This window comes from Euzebya rosea (genome assembly GCF_003073135.1).
Lineage (GTDB): Bacteria > Actinomycetota > Nitriliruptoria > Euzebyales > Euzebyaceae > Euzebya > Euzebya rosea.
The window spans coordinates 216,069-238,063 of the sequence record NZ_PGDQ01000001.1 but is presented as its reverse complement, the minus strand read 5'-3'; the positions used below and the strand labels follow the sequence as shown (position 1 = coordinate 238,063).

Sequence of the window (21,995 nt, the reverse complement as noted above, 5' to 3'; positions counted from 1 at the left end):
CCGGACGGTGTGGACAACCTCCTCCCGCAAAAAAGGTTCACGGCGAGGGAGGAGTCGTGGGCCCGTGATCGGTAGGGACGGACATGCAGTCACCGGCCGATCCCTCGGCCTCGACCCACGACATCGAAGGGGACCACCCATGAGCGTCATCCGCGCGAACCACGAGGAGATCACCCGCATGGCCGGCCGTGTCGGCCAGGCCGCCGTCGTCGCCCAGGAGGAGATCGCGTCCTGCCGGTCGCAGCTGTCGTCGTTGAACGACTCCTTCACCGGCGAGACCGCCGCGGCCTTCCAGACCCGCTACGAGGAGTGGAACAGCGCTGCCGAGGAGTTGACGACCGCCCTGGACACCCTCGGCCGCTGGCTCCAGGAGCGCGGCGACCTGATCGCCGACTGGGATGCCCGCAACGCCGCCAGCGTCCTTTCCTAGCCAACTCCCCCGCTGAATCCGGGCGGCACACCGCCCGTCCCCGGGATCACACCACCCATGCCCCCTCCCCTCCACCGCCCCGGGATCAGCGACGTCGACAGCCGCTGGGACCTGATCGGTGGCTGCCCGACCCCCGGCTCCCCGGAGGCGATCGTCGACGTTGCGTCCGCGATGGGCGTGCGGGCAGACACGGCGGAGGACCTCTACGACCAGCTGCAGCAGCTCGGCCTCGACGTCGGGGACAGCGGATGGGGCGGCCCGACCGCCGCCGCGTTCGCGGAGCGGTTCTCCGCGCTGCCCGCCCGGGTCCTGACCGCACGGATGGCGCTGGACGCGGCGAGCAAGGCGCTCACCAGGTGGGGCGAGTCGCTTCGCGAGCTCAGGAGGGAGGGGCTCCGGACGCTCGTCGACGCCGAGGCGGCCCACGCCGCGTGGGCTGCGGCCAACGAGGCCCGTGCCGAGGCCTACCAGCAGGGCCAGCTCGAGCTGCACCACGACGCCGCAGTCGGTGAGGCGTTGCGCGATCTGAAGGCGGCCCGTGCCCGAGCGGCCGAGCTGCGAACCGAGCACGCCGAGCTGGCCACGTCGGCGACACGCGTCCTCGACGACCGCACACCGCAACAGCCCGGCCCCGGCGATGACCTGCTGACGGCCATGCTGGCCCACCTCGGCGGCCCCGGACTGGTGGCAGCCGTCATGGGGACCGACGCCGACGGCGACGCCGACACGCTCGACCCCGGCACCGAGATCGCGGGGATCGTGGCCGACAGCTGGTCGGATGTGGTGCTCGGCCTGCATGGCGCCCTGGAGGACGTCATGGGCGCTGCGGTCATCGGACCGGCACGGACCGACGCCGCCCTCGACCGTGCCGCAGGGACGACGACCCTCGGCGACGTCCTGCACCTGGTCACCGCCGACGGACCGGCAGCGACTCCGCCTGCAGCCCTGCCCGTGCTGGCGGGGGTGGTCGACCTGATCCCGACCGTGCCAGCGGTGGCGACGGTGCCGGTGGACCTCGTGGCAGGGCTGCAGGTCACGACCGTCGAGATCCCCCGTCCGCTGCGGTACGTCGACTGGTTCGCTGCCGTCGAGGCAGGTCCTGCGGCCCTCGCCCCCGCCTGGCTGGACTTGCTGGACCTGCAGGCGCTGGCCGGCCCAGTCGTCACGCGGGTCGCCACGGCCCTCGAGCTGAGCGGGGGCGTCACGGTGGTCGGGACCTTCGACACGGAGGCACAGCGATGACCGGATCGACCACCGGATCCGTGCGCACGGTGACGGTGGCGCTGCCCGACGGCTGGACGACCGTGGACCCGACCGACCCGATCGCGTGGTCACGGGGCACGGACGCAGTCCGAGCAGTGCTGCGACAGCGTGGGCACGATCGAGCCGTCAGGGCCGGCGTCGTGCTCGCGGCGTCGTGCCGCCAGCAGCTGCCCGACGGAACCACCCTCGTCGTCGACCTGTCCGTGTCCTTGCGTCGGACCGGGGTACAGGCCCCGCGGCCGAGTCCGACGATGCTGCGCGCGGCCATGCTGGACACCGGAGGAGGACACGCCGAGTTCGTGCGTCCCATCGGGTCGCCCTCCGTCGTGGAGCTGCCCGTCGGGACCGGTGTTCGCCAGCGGGGTGTGGCGACGTTCCGGGGTCGGGACGGCCTGGTTGTCCAGCTGCTGGTCGACCGGTTCGTCGTCCCCGTGGACGGGGCGCTGCTGATCGCGGACTTCCGCTCCCCCCACGTCGGCGACCACGAACAGCTCGGCCCGGTGTTCGCCGCGATCGCCGCCACACTGGCGATCGACGGCGTGCCCGACGCGCCGCCGGCCCCCGATCCGGTGTCGTCGTGAGCGGCATGACATCGGCGTCCCGATCCGCGGCCACCGGGTCGGACTGGGTCGTGGAGCTCCCCGATGGATGGCTGCCTGCCCGCGAACCCGACCCGCCAGCATGGACGGACCGCACCCTCCTGCGAGCGACAGCCCCACCCCTCGCCCGGCTGCTCGAGGACGACCGAGCGGCCGGTGCTGCCTCGACGACGTGGTCGCCGGCCCCGCTGGCCGAGCACGGGATCCTCGCCACCCACAGCGTGCTGCTGGCCGACCCCGGCATCCCCGCCGATGCGCACGCGGTCTCACCCGATCAGGACGTCGTGCTCCCGTACTGTCGGGGAACGATGTCGGTGGTCGTGGCCATGCGCGACGGCCATCCGATCCTGGTGGTGACCCATCGCCTCGACCTCTCCATGGGTCACCACCTCGTGCTGGTCGGCCGCACCCCCAACGTGACCCTGGCCGACGAGTTCGTCCGGCTGTTCCACCTGGTGGCGGCCTCGGCGGAGCTCGTCGCCTGAACCGGTGGGCTGCCGGTCAGCCGGCGGTGGTGCGCACGTAGCAGTCGGGTTGTCGACCTGGCGACGGTGCGCCGAACTCGCTGCTGCAGAACGCCTGTGCGTCGGCCTGGCTGTCGAACTGTCCCACGTAGACCACCCAGAAGCCGTCGCGCATCTGGCCGAAGTCGGAGGAGTACAGGTAGCCACCGTCGGGGTAGTCCGCGGCGTACCGTTCCTCGTACAGCCGACGTGCGTCGTCCTCGTTGTCGGGACTCTGCACGATCGCGATCCACGGCGGGTCCAGCGCCCGGCCACCGGACGGGGCCACCGACGGCGCGGGCGACGGTGTCGTCTCCGTGGCCGAGGCGTCACCGGGATCCGGAACGGGCGACTCGACAGCTGCGGTGGTGGTCTCCGGTGGCCCGGCTGCGGCTGCACCGTCCTCGTCGGTCGGAGGGCGAATGGTGTAGTAGATCTCCACGAACCCGCCGGACTCGGCGCGGCTGTTGGCCGGGGGGTCCTGCTCGAACACGGTCCCGTCCACCCCTTCGGAACGGACGACCCCCTCGTGGACGGGGACGAAGCCGGCGTCCTCGAGGATGCTGCGCGCGTCCTGCCAGCCGAAGTCCGTCACCTGCGGCACGAGGACGAGCTCCGCGGGTTCCTCGTCGCCGCCGAACGTCGCCAGGGCGAACGCCACTCCCAGGCCCAGCGCGATGGCCAACGCGCCGATGGCCACCCACTTCCAGCCGCTCCCCCGTTCGATGACGAGCGGCACGATCTCCTCCCGTTCGGGCAGGGGAAGCCCCAGGGGAGGGGTCTGCTCCGTCGTCATCAGGCGGTGACCCCGAAGCACGCACAGGCGTAGGCGTTCTCGTCGCCGTCGAACGAGACGTGGACGTGGTCGAGGTGCATGGCCGTCGGGTCGGTCCGTCCCGCGGGATGGGTGTAGGGGCGCCAGGCCCAGTCCCCCACGGGGCTGCAGATCTGGCCGTTCCAGATGACGTAGGTCACCCCGAGCTCCTCGTGGTGCGCCCGGTAGAAGTCCGCCAGCGCCTGTCCCGTGGCGACGTCGTCGTAGGTCATGAGGTCGATCGCGAGGCCCTTGGAGTGGTCGGTCGGCGTCGGTCGCCACCCCAGCCCACCGATGGTCCCCTCGAACCCGAACGCCCGAGCCAGCGCCGCGCCGCGGGCGGTGACCGCCTGGAGGCCGATGCGTCGGAAGCGCTGGAACTCCTGCAGCGTCGGCGAGAGCATCGCCACGGCGATGGGTGCCCCGGTCGTCCGGACGGCGTCCAGCGCCGAGGCGACGCGAACCATGTCCTCCGCGGCGACGGGCGGCGGTCCGTCACGGCGCGGGTCGGGGTGTGCCGCGGCAGCCGGTTGTGGGGCACCCGGGGGCGAAGGGGACGCAGCCGGTGTGTCGGGGCGATGCGCGGCCGGGGACGCGGCGACGGCGACACCACGAACGGCACCCGTCGCGGGGGCGCGGCCGGGCGGTGCCACGCCTGCCCCACCGTTGCCTGCGGCGGTCCCGAACGCGCCGCCGGTGAACGGCGGCACGGGATCGAGCTCCGCTGCCGTCGCCGTCGCGTCGGTGCGCAACCGCAACGCCAGTCCCGCCGCGTCGGCGCGGGCGCTGTCGAGCCGCGCCCGGGCATCGTCCCGGGCGATGGTCGTGGCGGTGATGTCGGCGTCCAGCACGGCGAGCGCGGCAAGGGCGTCGTTCACGGCGATGGCCAGGCGATCGGCCTCCGCCTGCAACGCGACGGCGGTGGGGGATCCGAGCGCAACCGCGGTGTCGGCCTCCGACTGGACGACCCGCCAGGCCGACCGCCGCGCGTCGTGCTCGCTGGCACGTGCCGTCCGGTCGGCCTGCAGGACCTCGAGGTGCTCCTCTGCAGCGACCCGGTTCGCCTCGGCGGCCGTCGCGGTGGCCAGCAGGTCGAGCGCCGACGCCTGCACCGACTCCAGCACGTTGGCCCAACCCTGCAGGGCACGGCCGGCGGCCTGTCCGGCATCCACGAACAGGGCCACCTCGGGGCCGACCGATGTCACCGCCGTCGCGACGGACGTGGCTGCCGCACCACGCCACGAGCCATCCCGGACGGCGGTGGCCAACATCGCCGTCGACCGTTCCGCGGCAACGGCCTGCAGCGCCGCGTGGAGCAGCCGTTCGGCCGTGGCCCGGACCGCCGCCGGATCACCCGGGGCGGGATCCCCGCCGAGCAGCGTCCAGTCGGCGGCGTCGCTCGTCGTCGTCACCGACCCACCCCACGACGGGACGTACCCGTCGTCCCCGACGACCGTCCGCAGTGCTGCGTTGCGACACAACCGTTCATCCCGTCATCGGAGGATACGCCATCACCGGGGCCCCCTCCGTCGGACCTGTGGACAGCGACGCCGGTCTCCCTCACCCGTCGCTGGCGGCCTCTGTGGTGGGGCCATCGGTGGACGCGTCGTCGCCGTCCGAGCCGGGGTCGCCGGACTCGACCTGCTCGACGATGTCCTCGGGGATCTCCAGCTCGATCCCGATGGCCAGGTGGTCGGGGTCGGGACCGATGCGCTCGCGGTTGACCTCGTAGATGACCTCAACGGCGCGGCCGATGTCGAGCACGGTGATCTCGTCCTCGGCGTCGGCCAGCAGGTCGGTCGCGATCGACCACAGGCTGTCGCCGGCCCGGACGACGTAGGTGGTCACCCCACCGAGCGGGATCGGTGTGGTCGTCACGGTGTCGTCGAGGTCGGAGAAGTCCTCGGTGATGTCGGTCGTCCCGGCGCCCTGGATCGCCGGCGGAGGTGCCGACCCGACGATCACCGGTACAACCGGCGGAGCGGGTCGTCCCGGCACGTCCACGCCGTCGTCCGGATCGGGTTCCGGGTCGGGCAGGGTGGGAGGTGGTGCCGGGAACCGTCCGCCGGCAGGGGTGTCGGGGCGCACCGGCGGCACGACGACGACGGGGGCGTCGGTCTGCCGGGGCGGCGGCTCGGTGTCGCGGCCATCGAGGGGGACGATGACGGGCGGGCGGATCCCCGGCAGCACGTCCTCCACGACCTCCTCGACGACGTCGTCCTCGATCGCGTCCACGACCTGATCGACGACCTCCCCGACCTGATCGGCCACGTCACCAGCCGGGCCGTCACCAACCGTGTCCTCGATGACCTCGCCGACGTCGTCGATCGCCACGACGACCGGCCCCGTCGACGGTGGGACGCCGATCGGCGCGGTCGCGGTGGCCGGTTCGGGGACGAGCGTCGTGGGTGCCGACCCAAGGAGGTCCTGGACCAGCACGTCGGCGACGTCCTGGGCTGGGGCGTCCACCGGCTGGGTGGCGGCGATGGCCGGCACCGCCGGGGCCACGGTCAGCATGCCCGCGGTTGCGGCTGCGGCGGCGCCCCGCGCGGCGGCAGCCCGGACCGGCTCGTCCCCCCGGTTCTGGGCGCGGACCGTCCGTGCGTCGTCGATCACGCGACGAATCGCGTCCTCGTACGCCGTCATGCGCCTGGCCCCTGTCGTCTCGGTGCTGCGAATCCATCCGCCACGGCCGCGGCGAGCTGGGCGATCGCGTGCCGTGTGGAGGCTCGAAGATAACCGAGATCCGTTGTTCCCCCACGCGCGAGGTCGGAATCCCACGGTACGCCGATGACTGCCCGGACGATCGGCTCGAAGTGGGCGACCACCGCATGAACGTCCACACCGGTGTCCTCGCGCAGGCCGTTGACCACGACCACCGCGTCGGCCACGAGGTCGGGATGACCCGCGCCCTCCAGCCAGCGCAGCATGTAGGTGACGGAGTGCACGGAGTCCACGCGCGGTGCGGTCACGACCACGAGCTGGTCGACGGCCTCGACGATGGCGCGGGTGGCGGCCGTCGTGACGCCGGTGCCGCAGTCGGCCAGGAGGAGGGTGTAGTCCAGCGACAGCCGGTCCAGCAGCTCGTGCATGTCGGCGCGCGTGATGCCGCGGGTGTCGCGCGGGTCCTCGGGGGCGGCGATGACCTCCAGCCGGCTGGCTGCCTGCGACGTGAAGTGGCGAAGGTCGTAGTAGTCCCGTACCGACCCCACGAGGTCCAGCAGGTCCACGGCGTTGGCGCCGGACTCGCGCTCGATCCGTCGGGCCAGGGTCCCCGCGTCGGGGTTGGCGTCCAGGGCCACCACCCGGTCGTCGCGCAGGCTGGCCAGGGTGTGGCCGAGCAGGACCGTCACGGTCGTCTTGCCGACGCCACCCTTGGTCGACGCAACCGCCACCCGTCGTGCGCCGTCGAAGGGGCGGACGATCCGTCCGACCAGCGCCCGTGCGTCCTGCTCGGCGGCGGCGAGCAGCGCCTGCTGCCGGCGATGCGACCGACGCCACGGACGGCGGCGGTGTGGTGCTGCCGGTTCGGCACGGACGAGGGCGGTTGCGTCGGCGAGCCGCTTGGCCGCCTCCTCGGAGGGACGTTCGGCACCCAGCAGGCGCGTCAACCGTTCGTCCTCGACCAACGAGAGCGGGCCGTCGACCGCGGCCGTGTCGGCGGGGTCGGGGCGCTCGGGACGTGGCCGGCTGCCCTCCCCGTCGTGCTCCGTCGATGTGACCGAGCCCCGGTACGCCTCGAAGTCCTCTGCCACATCCCACCTCGACTCGGTCGACCCCCGCTCGTGGGGCCGCGCGCCGGTGGACCGTAGCATGCGGTCACCGCACTCGACGGTCGCCGGATCGTCGTCCCGACCCACGTCTGATCACCTCCATGCCACCACCTCCGGACAGCCCATTCGACGCCGACCGCGTCCACGGCCCCCGGCCCGCGACCTCCGCACCACGTCGTCGCTGGTGGCGTCGACGGCACGAGGATCCCGACGCCGCGCTCATCGCCCGGGCCAGGGCCCCCCTGACACGCTCCCGACGGATCGTCGTGGCGTCCCGCAAGGGGGGCGTCGGCAAGACCAGCGTGGCGCTGATGCTCGGTCACGCCTTCGCCGCCCGGCGGCTCGACCGGGTGATCGCCGTCGACGGTGACCCCGATGGCGGCACCCTGGCCCACCGCGTCGCCCGAGCGGACGCCCTGCACATCGGCGACCTGCTCGAGGCGATGCGCGACGTGCACGGCTACACCTCGATCCGACGTTTCACCGTCGGCACCCCCTCGGGCCTGGAAGTCCTCGCCACCCCCGCCGATCCCGACGCCTCCCGGACCTACCACACCGCGGAGTACCTGCGGATCCTCGCCAAGCTCAACGGCAGCTACGGGCTGATCGTGCTCGACACGGGAACGGGCGTGCTGGACAACGTGACCGCCGGCATCCTCGACGCCGCAGACCAGCTGGTGCTGGTCGCCGGCCCCGGCAGCGACGAGTCCCGTGCGGCCGACCAGACGCTGGACTGGCTGGAGGAGCAGGCAGCGGGCCACCTCGTGGAGGGCGCCGTCACCGTCCTCAACACCACCTGGCCGCTGGACGGGGTGGACCTCGATCCCGTCGCCGCCCACTTCGCGACACGCACCCGTGCCGTCGTCCGGCTGCCGTTCGACGCACACCTCGCGGACGGGGCCGTCGTGGACCCCCTGCGGCTGGCCGCCCCGACCCGGCACGCGTTCCTGGAGCTCGCGGCCACCGTCGCCGATGGCTTCGCCCTCGACACCCCGCGCCGGACGAGCCCGACCCCGTCAGGGCACGCGTGACCAGACGCGGCGGGCGACCTGGTCGACCACCAGGACCGCGCCGGAGGGTTCGACGGCCAGGTCGACGGGGCGGAGGAGCGGCAGGTCGCTGGTGACCCCGCCGAACAACGTGTCGCCTCGATCGCCGTCGAGCAGAAGGACTCGACGGTTGCCGGTGTCGGCCACGACGATCCGTCCGTCGGCCAGCACGTCGACGGCCTGGGGGAGGTCGAGCGTGACCGTGTCCGTCGATCCGTCTCCGCCGGAGGATCCACGGGTGCCGGGGACGCCGGCAAGGGTGGACACCGACCCTGCGGCCATGTCCACCCGTCGGACGGCATGGTTCCCGGTGTCGGCGATCACCAGCGCGGAGCCCGTGACGGCGACGTCGTGGGGCACGGAGAGGCGCGCGCTGTCCACGGGGCCGTCGGCCGTCCCGGCCTCGCTGCCCGAACCGGCGACGGTGGTGATGCGTCCGTCCGGCCCGACGGCCCGGATCCGGTGGGCCAGGCTGTCGGCGATGTAGAGGGTTTCGTCGTGCCAGTCGAGACCGCGGGGGAAGCTCAGCAGCGCGTCGGTGGCCAGCTGTCCGTCACCGATGCCGACAGCGGAGATGTCGGCGGGCCGTCGTTCGGGCTGTCCGGCCACGATCGCCAGGACCCCGTCGCGACCGAGCCGCCAGACGACATGCCGGAGCGGGTCTGCCACGTAGACGTTGCCGACGTCGTCGACGGCAACCCCACCGGGTGCCGACAGCTGCGCATCCCCTTCGGTCCGGCTGCGCGCCTCGCCGTCGCGGATCGCCACGACCTCACCGGTCGCGGCGTCATCGACGACGAACCCGCCTGCCGGATCCACGGCGATCGACGTCGGCAGGACCAGGGCAAGGGCATCGGCGGGTGTGACGGCGGGTTCTGCAGCGGTGCCGGCGATGGTGGAGATCGTGCCGTCGGCGCCCACGGCCCGGACCACCGGCGACGACCCCTCCGACACCGCCAGCGTCCCGTCGGGGGCCACGGCGACGCCTTTCGGCCGATCGAGGCTGGCCAGCACGGCCGGTCCGCCGTCGCCATCGCTGCCCTGCTCACCCCGTCCGGCGAGGACCGACCGCACCCCGTCGACGACGGCGACCACCGTGTTGTCGAAGGTGCTCGTGGCGAGGATGGCCCCATCAGCCGCCACCGCGACGCCCTCGGGCCGGTTCAGCCCGGTTCCCCCGGCGATGCCCTCGATGCGCCAGGCCTCCCCGTCGGGGACCAGTCGTCGAAGCCTGCCCGTCGGGGGGTTGCCGCCGGTGGCACGCCGCCCGAGCTCGGCCACCACCAGCGTGTCGCCGTCCACGGCGATGGCGGTGGGTGCGTCCATGGTTGCCTCCAGGGCCGGCCCGCCGTCGCCGCTGGACCCGCGGATACCCGAGCCAGCGATGACGGACTCCGTGCCGTCGGGCTCCACCCGCACCACGAGCCCGTTCGCGAGCAGCGTGGTGAACAGCGTGCCGTCGGCCCGCACGGCCAGCCCGTGGGGCGGGGTCCCCGTCGTCAGCACCGAGCCGGGGCCACCGGCCACGGTCGAGATGGTCCCGTCGACGTCGATCCGGCGGACGACTCCGTTCCCACGGTCGGTGACGTGGACCACGCCCCCGTTGACCGCCACCCCGTACGGGTCGTCGAGGCTGGCGAGCACCGCTGGGCCGCCGTCGCCGCTGTACCCGGGGTGCCCGGTGCCGGCGAGCACGGTGACGGTGCCGTCGGCGTCGATGCGCATGACCCGGTGGGCGGCCCGGTCCGCCAGGTACAGCTCGCCGTCGTCGCCCCAGGCCATGCCTTCGCCCCGACCCAGGCGAAGGTCGGTCGCGGGTCCGCCGACCGCCAGTCCGCGCCCAGCGGCGACCGTCACATCAGCGGGGATCACCGCGGGACCCGACAGCGGGATGGGCAGCTCGACCGCAGGCTCGGCGCCGACCGGGGGCGGGGTGACCGCTGACGGTACGGCGTCCGCTGACGGTACGGCGTCCGCTGACGGTACGGCGTTCGCGGTCGTGTCCTGCGAGTCCGCGTCGGCGACCGCCGGCTCGGGGGCCCCGGCGGTTTCCGGGACTCGACCGAGCACGACGGGGGCGCGGATGAGCGACCGGCTGACCTCGTCCACTGACGGGACGACGAGGGCTGTGAGCAGGACGACCAGCAGCCCGAGGGCGACGAACGCCAGCGGCCGCCGGCGCGGTGAGGTCCCGTTCGGCGCCGGAGCGTCGGACTCGCCGGTGTCGCGAGGTGGATCGACGTGCCCGGCGAGCTCGACCGGGGGCGCCGGGATCCGCACGGTCGCCGACCGTCGCGCCCTGATGGCCGCCTCCGCCTTCTCGGCAACCCCCGCCGCTTCCTCCGCAGCCCGAGCCTCCTCGGCAACCCGCGCCGCTTCCTGCGCGGCCCCGGCCTCCTCGGCAACCCGCGCCGCTTCCTGCGCGGCCCCGGCCTCCTCGGCAACCCGCGCCATCTCCTCGGCAGCGCGGGCGTCCTCGGCGGCGCGGGCGTCCTCGGCGGCGCGGACGGTCGGCGGCCAGGGCTGCGGCGGGAGGGGTGGGAGCGCAGGGTTGTGTCGCGTGGCGACGGGCGGATCCGTGGCGGCAGGCGGCGCCAGCGGGCCACCTCGGGCAGCAAGGCGCGCCGACGCCCCCGCACGCTGCAGCGCCGTCACGAATGTCGCGACCGAGGGGTACCGGGCGTCGGCGTCGACGGCCAGCCCTCGCTCGAGGACGGCCCAGACCGGTTCGGGCAGCCCCCGGTCCCGCAGGTCGACGAGGTCGCCGTCGACCTTGCGCTGCACCACGGTGGCGGGATCGGCGATGCCGTGGCAGAACGGGGGCCGCCCGGAGAGGATCGTGTACAGCGTCGAGGCCAGGCCGTAGACGTCGGCGGCCACCCCGAGGGGGCCCCTGTCGACCACGTCGGGAGCGATGACCTCGGGGGCCACTACCTCGGGGGCCATGACCTCGGGGGCAAGGTGGGCCAGCACGCCGGGCTGGGACTGCGACCGGCTGATCCCCATGGCCCCGCACCACAGGTGGGCGATCCCGGCATCACTCAGCCGCACGCCGCCCCACCGGTCCACGAGGACGTTGGCCGGCCGCACGTCGAGGTGGCGGAGCCCCGCCTCGTGCAGCGCCTGCAGGCCCGCACCGATCCGGCGGCCGACCTGCACGACATCCAGGACCGTCGCCACCGGTCGGGCCCCCGGCTCGAGGCTGCCGGCCATGCGCTGCTGGACGACGAACGGCGCACCCCGATCGGTCCTGCCGCTGGAGAGGACGCCGACCAGGCCCGGGTGGTCCCGCAGCCCCGACAGCGCCGCAACCTGCCGGTCGAGACGGGCCGCCGTGGCGTCGTCCACCGGACGCAGGAGCGACACGGCAACGGCCCGTCCGAGGTGGGGCTCCCGGCCCGCCCTGACCCGGGCGAACCGTCCCTCGCCGATCGGCCCCTCGTCGAGGATCCCCTCAACGGGACCGCGGACCTGGGGTCGGTGGCTCACCGGGGCGGCGGCGCCGAGGGCGGACGGTAGCCGCCGCGAACGGCAGCCTGCTCCAGGACCGCGACCGCGCGGCCGATCTCGTCCCGGGCGCTGTCGAGGTCGGTGGCCAGCGCCGCCCGTCCCTCGGCCACGACGCGTTCGAGCTCACGGGTGGCCCACGTCACCGTGGTCACCAGCTGTTCGGTGCTGCGGTCGGTCCGGCTGGCCACGACCTGGGTGGCCGCGTCGACAGCGGCGCCGATGCCCTCCACCGCGTTGCCGATGCCTTCCACCGACCGGTCGCTGGCGGCGGTGCCGGCCTGGATGGCCCGGGCCACCGTGGTTTCCAGCCGTTCGGTCAGCACCTCCAGGCGAGTCGCCGCGTCGGCGCCCGTCGTCCCGATCCGGTCGGCCCGGCGCAGTGACTCCTCGATCAACCGCTCGACCCGTTCCATGTCGCTCCGCAGGCGGGTGTTGGTCTCGCCGGCAACCGCCTCGACCCGCGTCAGCGTCAGGTCGACGCCGTCGGCCAGCCGCAGGTGCTGGGCCTCCGCCGCCTCGGCCAGCCGGCGTTCGGTCTCGCCGAGGCGCTGGTCCATCTCGCGCTGCAGCCCCGCGGTGGAGGACAGGACCTCGTCGCGGTGCTGGTCGGCGCGTTCGGTGATGACGTCGCCCGCCCGTGCGGTCGCAGAGGCAAGCCGGTCGACGAGGGCCTCGATCCGCGGGGGGAGTCCGTCGACGGCGACCGACACCGACGCCGCGGCATCGCTGACCCGCTCCTGCATCCGGCTGCTCGCCGACTCGCCCGACTCCACGAGCCGTTCGAGGGTGGTGGCGACGGTCTGCTCGACCTCGGTCCTCAGCCGTTCGGCCGCCGCGAGCTGGGTGTCGGCCTGGGCGGTCGCCGCGGCGAGCAGGCGGGCCTCGGCGTCACCGACGGCGCCGTCGAGCCGTCCGCCGGCGTCGGCGAGCTGGCGCACCTGTGCCCCGACGGTGTCCTGGACCTCGACGCGGAGCTGTTCGGCCAGGGCCATCTGCTGCTCCGCCTGCGACCCGGCGGCCGCCTGCAACCGATCAGCGGCCCGGGTGACCGCCGAGTCCAGCCGATCGCCGACGTCGGCGAGCTGCGTGGCGGCGGTCGACCCGGCCTCGCGGATGTCCTCGGCCGCCGCGCGGACGGCGTTGGCACCCGCCTGCTCGATGCGTTGGGTGGCGACGCTGACCGCACCGTCGACCGCGGCGGTGGCCGCCTCGATCCGGCCGGTGGCCGTGCGCAGGTCGTCCATGGACCGGGCCACCCGATCGCCGGCCAGCGTGCTGGCCTCGGTCAGGGTCGTGACCTGCCCGTCGAGGCGACCGGCGACGTCGTCGAGCTGGGTCCGGTGTCGTTCGGCGTGGTCGGCCATGGCGCTCGTCAGCTCGGTGGCGACCCGACGTACCTCGGCGCTCGCCTCCTGGCCTGCGCCAGCAACCTCACCGCCGGCGCGGCCCATCTCCGTCCGCAGGTCGTCGGTGGCCTGCCGGGCGCCGTCCAGCACCAAGGATGCGGCGCGACCGGCCGCGTCGGCGAGGCGGGTCACCTGTCCCTCGGCGGTGGCGTGGAGCTGCTCCTCGACGTGGGTTGCGGCCCCCTCGATGCGTTCGGTGTGGGTGACGGCCAGGTCGTCGAGCATCGACCGCAGCCGGGAGGCTTGTGCCTCGACCACGTCGTCGAGTCCTGCCCTGGTGCGGTCGAGCGCCGCCTCGGTGCGGGCGTGCACGCCCTCGACCCGCCCCGAGGTGCGCTCCAGCGCCTCCTCGATCCGGTCGGCTGCGCGGCTGCCGGCGTCCACGACGCTGGCCTCGGCCACCGTGACGCGGTCGACGATGCGGGTGCCGGCCTCGTGGCTGCTGCGCTCGATCCGCTCGGCAGCGGCACGGGTCCCCTCGTCGAGGTCGACGAAGCGCCCGTCGAGGGCGGTGTCGGCCGAGGCGACGGCCGTGGCCAGGCGTTCGGACTCGCGGGCCACGGCCGCGGCGATCTGGTCGGTCAGGCCGCGGGTGCGCTCGATGACCGAGGCGGCGGCGTCCGCGGCGGCGGCTTCGATGGCGGACGTCGCGGCCTGGGCGGCGCGATCGGTCCGGTCCCCCACGGTCAGCGCGGCGGCTTCCAGCGTCGTGTGGAGGGAGTCGAGGTGCCGCTGCTCGTCCTGGGCGATCCGGGTCGAGGCGGCCTCCGCCGCGTGCTCGATACGCCCCGACGCCTGGTCGGTGGCGGTGCTGAGCCGCGCGGCCACCTCCTCGACGGACCGGGTGGTGGCCCCGGTCGCCTCGACCACCGCGGTTCGCGCCCGGTCCACGACCTCGTCGATGGCGTCGGCGGCAGCGTCGGTGCGTGTGGTCACCGTCGCGGCGGCGGCCTCGGACTGCTGGAGGAGCTGGGTCGCGCTGGCGTCGACGCGGTCCCCGAGCTGGTCGGTCAGGTCCCGGACGCGCGAGGCCAGCTCGCTGCTGGACCGCTCGACCCCCTCCGTGATCGTCCGGCCGGCGTCGGCCAGGTTGGTGGCGATCACGGCCTCGGCATCGCCGACCCGTGACTGCAGCGTGTCGGCGGCATCGGTGCTCCGCTGGGCCGCGTCGGTGACCGCCAGCTCCAGCGACGCCGTGGCGTCGTCGGTGGATCGGGTCACCCGGTCGGCGGCTGCCGCCACCGCATCGGCCAGGCGATCCCGGACCGACGCGACGGTCCCGGTGAGGTGCTGCTCGGTGGCCGCCACGCGGTCGGCGATCGTCTCGCCGGCCGCGGTCGAGGCCCCTTCGATGGCGGCGGCAGCGTCTGCCGCTGCGTCACGAACACCTGCCCTGGTCTCCTCCAGCCCCAGGCGGACGGCGTCGACGACACCGACCAGGCGCACCCGGGTCTCCTCCACCGACGCCGACAGCTCGTCCCGGACACCGCCGACGCTGCGGTCGATGCTGGCGACGGCCTCGCCGCCGGCGGCCTGGATGCCCTCCGTGGCCGCGGCACCGGCCTGCGCCACGCGCTCCGCGGCGCTCGACGTTGCCGCGAGCAGCTGGTCACCGACCCGGTCGGCCACCTCGGTCATGCGCTCGGCGGCGGTGTCGCCGCCCGCCACGATCCGCTCGACGGCCGACTCGGTCCCGACCGCCACGCGGTCGGCTGCGCGCTCGCTGCCCGCGTGGACCCGGTCCACCGCGCTGTCCACCAGGTCGTCGACCCGGACGACCGCCGCCTCGAGCTGCTCGTCGATGCGCTCTGCGGCGGCGTCGACGTGCTGGCCGACCCGGTCGGCAACCCGTGTCGCGGCCTCGTCAGCTGCGGCGGCCGTGCGTTCGGCGGCTCCGTCGACGGCACGTGCGGTACGGGCTGTGGCGTCCTCGACCGAGGCGAGGGCCTGCTCGGTGGACGCCTGCCCGGTGGCGAGGAGTCGTTCCTCCTGGACGGTCCAGGAGGACTCGAGCCGTTCGCGAAGCCTCGCGGCGGTGTCGTCGACGACCGTCGCCAGGCCGTGCTCCATCCGCTGGATCCGCTCGACCAGCCGTTCGTCGGCGACCTGGCCGAAGAGGGTCAACGACTCGGCCTGCGCCGCCGCCACCCGGTCGACGACGCCGTCCACGACGTCGGTGATCTGCTCGACCGCCTCGGAGGTGCGGGTGTCGAGGCTGCTGACGGTGCGGCCCATGGCGGCCGTCAGGGTGTCGGTGGCCGAGACCACACGAACGTCGACGGACTCCAGGTGCCCGGCCAGCCCGCCCACGCGTTCGGTGACGACCTCCAGCCTGCCAGCGACGCCATCGATGTCGGGCCGCAAGCCCTCCACCTGCGCCCTGACCTCGTCGACCCGCTCGCCGACGCCATCCAGCCGGTCGACGACCCCGTCGACTCGCGCCCCGACGGCACCCACCTGCTCGCCGACACCGTCGAGCCGGTCGACGACCACCTCGACATGGCCACCGACCCCGCCGACACGCTCGGCGACACCATCCAGCCGGTCGCCGATGCGGTCGATCCCGCTGCGCACCTCCAGCACCTGTGCGCCGACACCGTCGATGCGGCCGCCGACGGCGTCCGCCCGCTCGGCCAGCCCGTCGATCACGCCCGCCACATCGGTGGCCAGGCGGTCACCGGCACCGGAGACCGCCTCGACGGCCCGGTCGGCCACGGTTCGGCCGCTTGCCTCCGCCGCCTCCGTGAAACCCTGCCGCGCCTCGCGGACGGATTCCGCGATGGTCGAGCTTGCCTGGGACGCCGCCGCAGCGACGCCTGCACGGGAGTCCTCGGTGGCTGCCGCGATCCGCGCCGCCACACGATCGGTCGCCTCGGCCATCGCCGTCCGGGCACGCTCGGTCAGGTCACCGGCAGCGTCCACGGCGCCGTTGGTGTGGGACTCCGCACGGGTTGCGGCGTCCTCCAACGACGTGACGGCAGCCGCCATGCGGTCGGTGACGTCCTGCACGGCCTCGGCAGCCGCCCACGCACCGCGGCTGGTCTGCTCGCCGGCGTCGGCCATGACCGTGGCGGCACGCTCGGCCGCCTGCCCGACGGCCCGGTTGGCCTCGGCGGTGGAGGCCACCACCGCCTCCCGGTGCTCGGCCGCGGAGGACCGAAGCTGCTCGACGAACCCCTCCCCTGCGGTGGTGATGCGCTCGCCCGTGCCCTCGACCAGGGCACGCAGGCGTCCCAGGTCGTCGCTGGTGATGCTGTCCAACCGGCTGCTCAGCGCGGCGGCAGCCGCGTCGACACCCCGGGCGGCCTCCGCCACCATGTCCTGCAGGCGCTCGACCTGGGCCCCGAGCAGCTGGCGGACCTCTGCCGTCGTCGCCGCCGAGCTGCGGTCCAGCGCTTCGGCGTAGGCCTGCTGGGAGGACTCCAGGTCGACCCGGATCCGCTCCGCGGTGCGGTCGGGCGCGCCCTCCAGCGCCGACACGCTGGACTGCGCGGCGCGGTTGACGCGTTCGCCGATCGCCTCCAGCTCGTCCAGCAGCTGCTCGGAGATCTCGATGAGGATCTTCGTGGCCTGACGGTTCTGGCTGATGGCTTCGGCGAGGTCGACGTCCTCGCTGGGCTGCTCGGGTGCCATTGTTGTCCTTCGGGGCTTGGACCTTCGGGGCGTGCCCACGGCGGCGTGCTCCCGCGTCTCCACCGGGGTCAGCGGAGCCGCCATGCTCGCATCGCGAGAACGCGGCGTCGACCTGCCTCCCCTCCCCAACGGACCGGGTGGTCCCGTCCGACGACCGGGAGCGCCGATCACACAACGACATCCGTGGATGACTCAAGGCGACGTCGGACCCGCCGATCGGAGGTTGACGGCCACCAGGGATCGGCGGCCGTGAAGACATCCACCACCATGGACGGTTGACCTTTCGCGAGGACAACACGTTGGGCAAGCGCGCCTGGGCTCCGATCGTCGTGCCGGCCGCGGTCATCATGATCGTGGTCATGATGGTCGTGCCGTTGCCGACCGCGCTGCTGGACCTGCTGCTGGCCATCAACATCGCCGGCGCCGTCCTCGTGATCCTCGCATCCATGCAGGTCAGCCGTCCGCTGGACTTCGCCGTCTTCCCCTCCCTCCTGCTGATCCTGACGTTGTTCCGCCTGGCGCTGAACATCTCCACGACGCGGCTGATCATGCTGAACGGCTACGCCGGCAAGGTGATCGAGGCGTTCGGCAGCTTCGTCATCGGCGGGTCGCTCGTCGTCGGCCTGATCGTCTTCCTGATCCTCGTCATCGTGCAGTTCCTGGTCATCACCAACGGCGCGGGACGCGTGGCCGAGGTCGGAGCACGGTTCACCCTCGACGCCATGCCCGGCAAGCAGATGGCGATCGACGCCGACCTCAACGCCGGGCTCATCGACGAGGCCGGGGCCCGCAAGCGCCGCGAGGACGTCGCGGCCGAGGCGGACTTCTACGGCGCGATGGACGGTGCGTCGAAGTTCGTCAAGGGCGACGCGATGGCCTCGGTCATCATCACCGTCATCAACCTGCTGGGGGGCCTGGTCATCGGCGTCCTGCAGCAGGGCATGGACGTCGCCGAGGCCGTCAGCACCTTCTCGCTGCTGACCGTCGGCGACGGGCTGGTCAGCCAGCTCCCCGCCCTCCTGATCTCCATCGCCTCGGGCATCATCGTGACCCGCGCGGCGACCGCCGGGGACATGGGCTCCGACGTCGTCGTGCAGTTCAGCCGCCAGCGCAACTCCATGCGCCTCGGTGGCGCGGCGGTGGCGTTGATGTCGCTGCTGCCCGGCCTGCCGATGGTGCCGTTCCTGGCCGTCGGTGGGGCGCTGCTGTTCGCCGCCTCCCGCCTGCCCGACCCCGAGGAAGCCGTTCGCCGGGCCGAGGAGGCCGAGCGCGAACGCAAGGAGGCCGAGGCGCGGGAGCACATGCCCAACCCCGACTCCCCCGAGGCGATCCTGCAGGAGGTGCAGGTCGAGAGCCTGCAGCTGGAGATCGCCTACGACCTGATGGACCTCGTCGACGCCAACCGCGGTGGCGACCTGCTGGACCGGGTCAAGGCGCTGCGTCGCAAGGTCGCCCAGGACCTGGGGATCATCATCCCGCTGGTCCGGACCCGCGACAACATCGAGCTGCCCCCGTCGACGTACTCCATCCGCCTGCACGGCGTGGAGCTCGGCCGCGGGCAGGCGCCCGTCGGCCATGTCCTCGTCATCGGCGACGACCAGCCGGCGCTCGGCGCCGGTGGGGCCGTCCAGCCCGCCAACGGCATCGCCGCCCTGCCGGGCCAGGCGACCACCGAACCGGTCTTCGGGCTGCCCGCCCGCTGGGTGCCGATGGAGTACCGCCAGCAGGCCGAGGTGCTCGGCGCCACCGTCGTCGACCGTTCGTCGGTCATCACGACCCACCTCGCAGAGGTCGTGCGCACCAACGCCTCACGCCTGCTCAGCCGCTCGGACACCAAGACGCTGTCGGAGCTGGTCAAGGCCCAGGCACCCACCGTCGGTGAGGAGCTGGACGCAAGCCAGCTGACCCTCGGCGACGTGCAGACCGTCCTGGCCGAGCTGCTGGAGGAGCAGGTGCCGATCACCGACCTGGTCCGGATCTTCGAGGTGCTCAGCGAGAAGGGGCAGGCCACCAAGGAGACCGAACCCCTGGTGGAGTCGGTCCGGGCGATGCTCGGCCCGGCCATCTCCGGCGCCCTCGCCCTGGACAGCCGGCTGCCGGTGATCGTGCTCGACCCGATGACCGAGCACCGCATCCTCGAGGCCATCCGTCCCGGGAGCGCCGGCACCTTCCTGGCGCTCGATCCCGCCGTGTCGGAGCAGCTCGCGATGGAGATCGCCCGCATGGCCGAGCAGGCCGAGCAGCGTGGCGACAGCGCCGTCGTCGTCTGCTCCCCGCAGGCCCGCCCCGGGCTGCGCCGCCTGGTCGCCCAGGTGATCCCCCGTCTTCCAGTCCTGTCCTATGCCGAGATCGGACCACAGCTCGTGGTCGAAACCGTAGGGGTGGTGAACGTTGGCAACCCAGCAACGGTCTGAAGAGAACCGCACTGACACGCAGCGATTCGAGGGGGACTCCGTCGAGGAGATCCTCGGTCGTGTCCGCGCCGACCTCGGCGCCGACGCCGAGATCGTGGAGGCCAACAAGATCCGCTCCGGCGGCATCGGTGGCTTCTTCGCCAAGGAGCGCTTCGAGGTCCTCGCCCGCCCGCGTGCGGCGACGGGCGCCACCGGCTTGCCGCCCGGGATCGACGAGGCCGCGTTCGACCGGGCTGCCGCTCACGTCGCCGCCGCCCGGGCCGGCATCGCGCCGTCCGCGCCTGCCGTGTCCCCCGCCGCCCCCACCGACCTGCTCGGTCTGGCCGACGCGGTGTCCTCCGCCGAGGCCGCCCAGGCCGCTCCCCCCTCCCCCCGCGTGACGGGCGATCCCCACCCGCGGCCCGATATCCGACACGCGGTGGCTGCTGACGCCCCCCGGAACCCCGGCATGTCGGGCGATCACGACGGGCGGCCCGACACCCGACACGCGTTCGAGCCGTTCGCGCCGGAGGAGATGCCACGGCTGTCCACCGAGGGCGGCGCCTTCAACGACGTGCTGCACCGCATCGCCACCGACGCCGGCCCGGAGATCGCCGAGGCCGTCGACCGCCGGCTGGGGACCGCACCGCTGATGGACCCGATGGCCCGTCCGCTGATGCCCGTCGGCCCCCAGGCACGGACCAGGGCCACCACGGCCGCGGAGATGTTCGCCGCCAGCGACGCCGCGAGCGCTGCCGTGCCCGCACCCACGGCGCCGATCCCCACGACGCCCGTCGACACCGGCCACGCCGGCCACATCGTCGATGCGCACGCCAGCGCCGCGGACGCCACGGACGAGCTGCCGGTCGTGGCAACGGGCTCCAGCCCGGCCGTCGCCCCGATCAGCGACCTGGTGCAGCCAGCCGACCCCGGCAGCGACACCCTCGACCGGACCGCCCGCCTGCTGTCGTGGCTCGAGCGGGACAACCTGCCTCGATCGACCCTGATGACCGCCCTGCGTGGCCTGCCCAGCATCCCCGCCCTGCCCGACACCACCGGTGTGGTCGTCGTGGTCGTCGGGCAGCGCCAGCAGGCGCTGAAGCTGTGCCGGGCCATGGCGAAGGCGGTCACGGGCTCCAGCGACGACGTCGTCCTGGCCTCCGCCTCCTACAAGGGCTCGGCGATCCCGACGGAGCGACGGATCATCGACCTGACCGACGCCGAACGCGACCGCCTGTCGTGGCGACGTCGGCCCACCCCGACGTTCGTCGCCGTCGAGGCCCCGACCAGCATCAGCCCCGAGTCGTTGCGCTGGACGCGCGAGATGGTCGACCAGCTCGAGGCGCACCAGGTCATCGGCGTGGTCGATGCCGGCCGCAAGACCGCCGACGTCGCCGCCTGGGCCGAGCGCATCGGCGGGGTCGACGGCCTGGCGCTCCGCAACCTCGAGGAGACCACGACCCCCTACGAGGTCCTCGCCCTCGAGGTGCCCGTCGTCTACCTCGACGACGTGCCGGCGACCGCTGGGTCATGGGCACACGTCCTGCTCGAGGGGACCAGCACGTGACCACCGACCCCGCGACCAGCGCCCCGCCCCACGACGCCGTCGAGGACGCGGTCGAGGACGACCGCCGGCCCGCCCGCGGCGACGTCGCCACGCTCCAGTGGGCCTTCAGCCGTGCGCAGGCCCGTGTCCTGCGGGCCAGCGAGGACGTGCTCGTGCTGGCTGCCGTGCTGCCACGGGGTTCCCGACCCCTCCCACCGAAGGGGGGCCGGCTGCAGCTCCGGTGGTCCGACGTCGACGGACTCCACGAACGCCACTGCGTCGTGCTGGGCCTCAGCAGCGGGTTGCTGCACCTCGCGCCCGACGGGCCTTCGGTCACCCACCAGCGTCGCCGGTTCTTCCGTGCGCCGGTGACCGTCGACCTGACCATCCACGACGGCCAGCGCACCGTCCACGGGGAGACGATCGACCTCAGCGAGGGTGGCACACGCGCCTCCATCGGCCACGAGACGTTGCTCCCGTCCACCCACGTGACCACCACCATCACCGTCGGCACGACCCGCTACCGGGTCCCGTGCCGTGTGGTGCGTCACACCCCCAACCACACCGGTGCGGAGGTGGGACTGGAGTTCGGCCCCATCCCCGCGTCAGCCGCCACGATGATCCGCAAGCACGTGTTCACCGCCCAGGTGCGGGCCCGCTCGAACGGACAGCACAGATGACCAACGCGATGCGTTTCCCCGCGATCCTTGCCCTCTCCGTCGTCTTCGGGATGCCCGCGCTGCGCGACATGATGGCGCGGCCCGAAACCCTCTTCGAGTCCGGCGTCGCCTACGCCGCCGCGTTCGCGCTGGCCTGGGCCGGCGTCACCGGCGTGACCCGGCTCGTGGAGCACTACGCCCACAGCAACGCCCTCGCCCAGCACCGCGACGACGCTGCCGAGGTCGAGCGGGAGCTGCTGGAGATCCGCGAACGCGAGATGGCCGCCACAGCCAGCGGCCGCATGTCCGACGGCGGCCCCATGGGCACCATGCCGCCGCACGTCGAGCCGGTGGACGCAGCCGTGGCCAGCTAGGACTCCGGGCGCCCGAGTGGTGGCGGCGCCCCACCCTCGTCGG

General features: G+C 73.7%; 15 protein-coding genes. 9 read left to right on the top strand and 6 right to left on the bottom strand.

The features are described 5' to 3' along the window. Window positions 1–139: 139 nt before the first annotated feature. The 4 genes from CUC05_RS00950 to CUC05_RS00935 are packed head-to-tail and all read left to right on the top strand — an operon-like array spanning window position 140 to window position 2,777. On the top strand, window positions 140–430 hold the full coding sequence (locus CUC05_RS00950) for a WXG100 family type VII secretion target (protein WP_108664198.1): 291 nt from the start codon (window positions 140–142) through the stop codon (window positions 428–430). A gap of 57 nt (window positions 431–487) precedes the next feature. Continuing rightward, window positions 488–1,672 (top strand): WXG100 family type VII secretion target, encoded by a 1,185-nt coding sequence (locus tag CUC05_RS00945; RefSeq protein WP_108664197.1) that lies wholly within the window; start codon window positions 488–490, stop codon window positions 1,670–1,672. Then, on the top strand, window positions 1,669–2,274 hold the full coding sequence (locus CUC05_RS00940; RefSeq protein ID WP_108664196.1) for a hypothetical protein: 606 nt from the start codon (window positions 1,669–1,671) through the stop codon (window positions 2,272–2,274). Before CUC05_RS00945 ends, CUC05_RS00940 begins: the two co-directional genes overlap by 4 nt. Continuing rightward, the gene (locus CUC05_RS00935) at window positions 2,271–2,777 is read left to right on the top strand and encodes a hypothetical protein (RefSeq protein ID WP_157965064.1); all 507 of its coding nucleotides are present in this window, start codon (window positions 2,271–2,273) and stop codon (window positions 2,775–2,777) included. The genes CUC05_RS00940 and CUC05_RS00935 overlap by 4 nt, the downstream gene beginning before the upstream one ends. Window positions 2,778–2,793: 16 nt before the next feature. On the opposite strand, the gene CUC05_RS00930 is transcribed toward CUC05_RS00935, so the two are convergent. From CUC05_RS00930 to CUC05_RS00915, 4 genes are all read right to left on the bottom strand, one after another. Continuing rightward, window positions 2,794–3,591 (bottom strand): SPOR domain-containing protein, encoded by a 798-nt coding sequence (locus CUC05_RS00930; RefSeq protein WP_157965063.1) that lies wholly within the window; start codon window positions 3,589–3,591, stop codon window positions 2,794–2,796. Continuing rightward, window positions 3,591–5,021, bottom strand: a complete 1,431-nt coding sequence (locus tag CUC05_RS00925; protein WP_157965062.1) for a VldE C-terminal domain-containing protein — start codon at window positions 5,019–5,021, stop codon at window positions 3,591–3,593. The genes CUC05_RS00930 and CUC05_RS00925 overlap by 1 nt, the downstream gene beginning before the upstream one ends. A 148-nt stretch (window positions 5,022–5,169) precedes the next feature. Next, entirely contained in the window at window positions 5,170–6,255 is a 1,086-nt protein-coding gene (locus tag CUC05_RS24210; RefSeq protein ID WP_114476288.1) for a LysM peptidoglycan-binding domain-containing protein, read from the bottom strand. Beyond that, window positions 6,252–7,364 carry a CpaE/TadZ family protein gene (locus CUC05_RS00915; RefSeq protein ID WP_157965061.1) on the bottom strand — a complete coding sequence of 371 codons (1,113 nt, stop codon included), beginning with the start codon at window positions 7,362–7,364 and terminating at the stop codon, window positions 6,252–6,254. The genes CUC05_RS24210 and CUC05_RS00915 overlap by 4 nt, the downstream gene beginning before the upstream one ends. A 119-nt stretch (window positions 7,365–7,483) precedes the next feature. Here CUC05_RS00915 and CUC05_RS00910 point away from each other — a divergent pair, with 119 nt between their 5' ends. Beyond that, on the top strand, window positions 7,484–8,413 hold the full coding sequence (locus tag CUC05_RS00910) for a MinD/ParA family ATP-binding protein (protein ID WP_108664190.1): 930 nt from the start codon (window positions 7,484–7,486) through the stop codon (window positions 8,411–8,413). Here CUC05_RS00910 and CUC05_RS00905 read toward each other — a convergent pair. Both CUC05_RS00905 and CUC05_RS00900 read right to left on the bottom strand, forming a co-directional pair. Further along, complete coding sequence (locus CUC05_RS00905) at window positions 8,399–11,920, bottom strand: serine/threonine-protein kinase (RefSeq protein ID WP_108664189.1); 3,522 nt, start codon at window positions 11,918–11,920, stop codon at window positions 8,399–8,401. The genes CUC05_RS00910 and CUC05_RS00905 overlap by 15 nt on opposite strands. Beyond that, window positions 11,917–16,980, bottom strand: coding sequence for an apolipoprotein A-IV repeat region-like domain-containing protein (locus CUC05_RS00900; RefSeq protein WP_157965060.1), 5,064 nt, complete (start codon window positions 16,978–16,980; stop codon window positions 11,917–11,919). Before CUC05_RS00900 ends, CUC05_RS00905 begins: the two co-directional genes overlap by 4 nt. A 275-nt stretch (window positions 16,981–17,255) precedes the next feature. On the opposite strand from CUC05_RS00900, the gene flhA reads away from it, so the two are divergent. Genes flhA through CUC05_RS00880 form a run of 4 tightly spaced genes read left to right on the top strand, consistent with a single transcriptional unit; the run spans window position 17,256 to window position 21,952 of the window. After that, window positions 17,256–19,394 (top strand): flagellar biosynthesis protein FlhA, encoded by a 2,139-nt coding sequence (gene flhA, locus CUC05_RS00895; RefSeq protein ID WP_205712062.1) that lies wholly within the window; start codon window positions 17,256–17,258, stop codon window positions 19,392–19,394. Continuing rightward, window positions 19,372–20,940 (top strand): hypothetical protein, encoded by a 1,569-nt coding sequence (locus CUC05_RS00890; RefSeq protein WP_108664186.1) that lies wholly within the window; start codon window positions 19,372–19,374, stop codon window positions 20,938–20,940. Before flhA ends, CUC05_RS00890 begins: the two co-directional genes overlap by 23 nt. After that, a complete protein-coding gene (locus tag CUC05_RS00885; RefSeq protein ID WP_157965059.1) occupies window positions 20,937–21,599 on the top strand; it encodes a PilZ domain-containing protein in 663 nt (220 codons plus the stop codon). The genes CUC05_RS00890 and CUC05_RS00885 overlap by 4 nt, the downstream gene beginning before the upstream one ends. Beyond that, window positions 21,596–21,952: a hypothetical protein gene (locus CUC05_RS00880; RefSeq protein WP_108664184.1), complete on the top strand. Its 357-nt coding sequence runs from the start codon at window positions 21,596–21,598 to the stop codon at window positions 21,950–21,952. The genes CUC05_RS00885 and CUC05_RS00880 overlap by 4 nt, the downstream gene beginning before the upstream one ends. The last annotated feature ends 43 nt before the right edge of the window (window positions 21,953–21,995 follow it).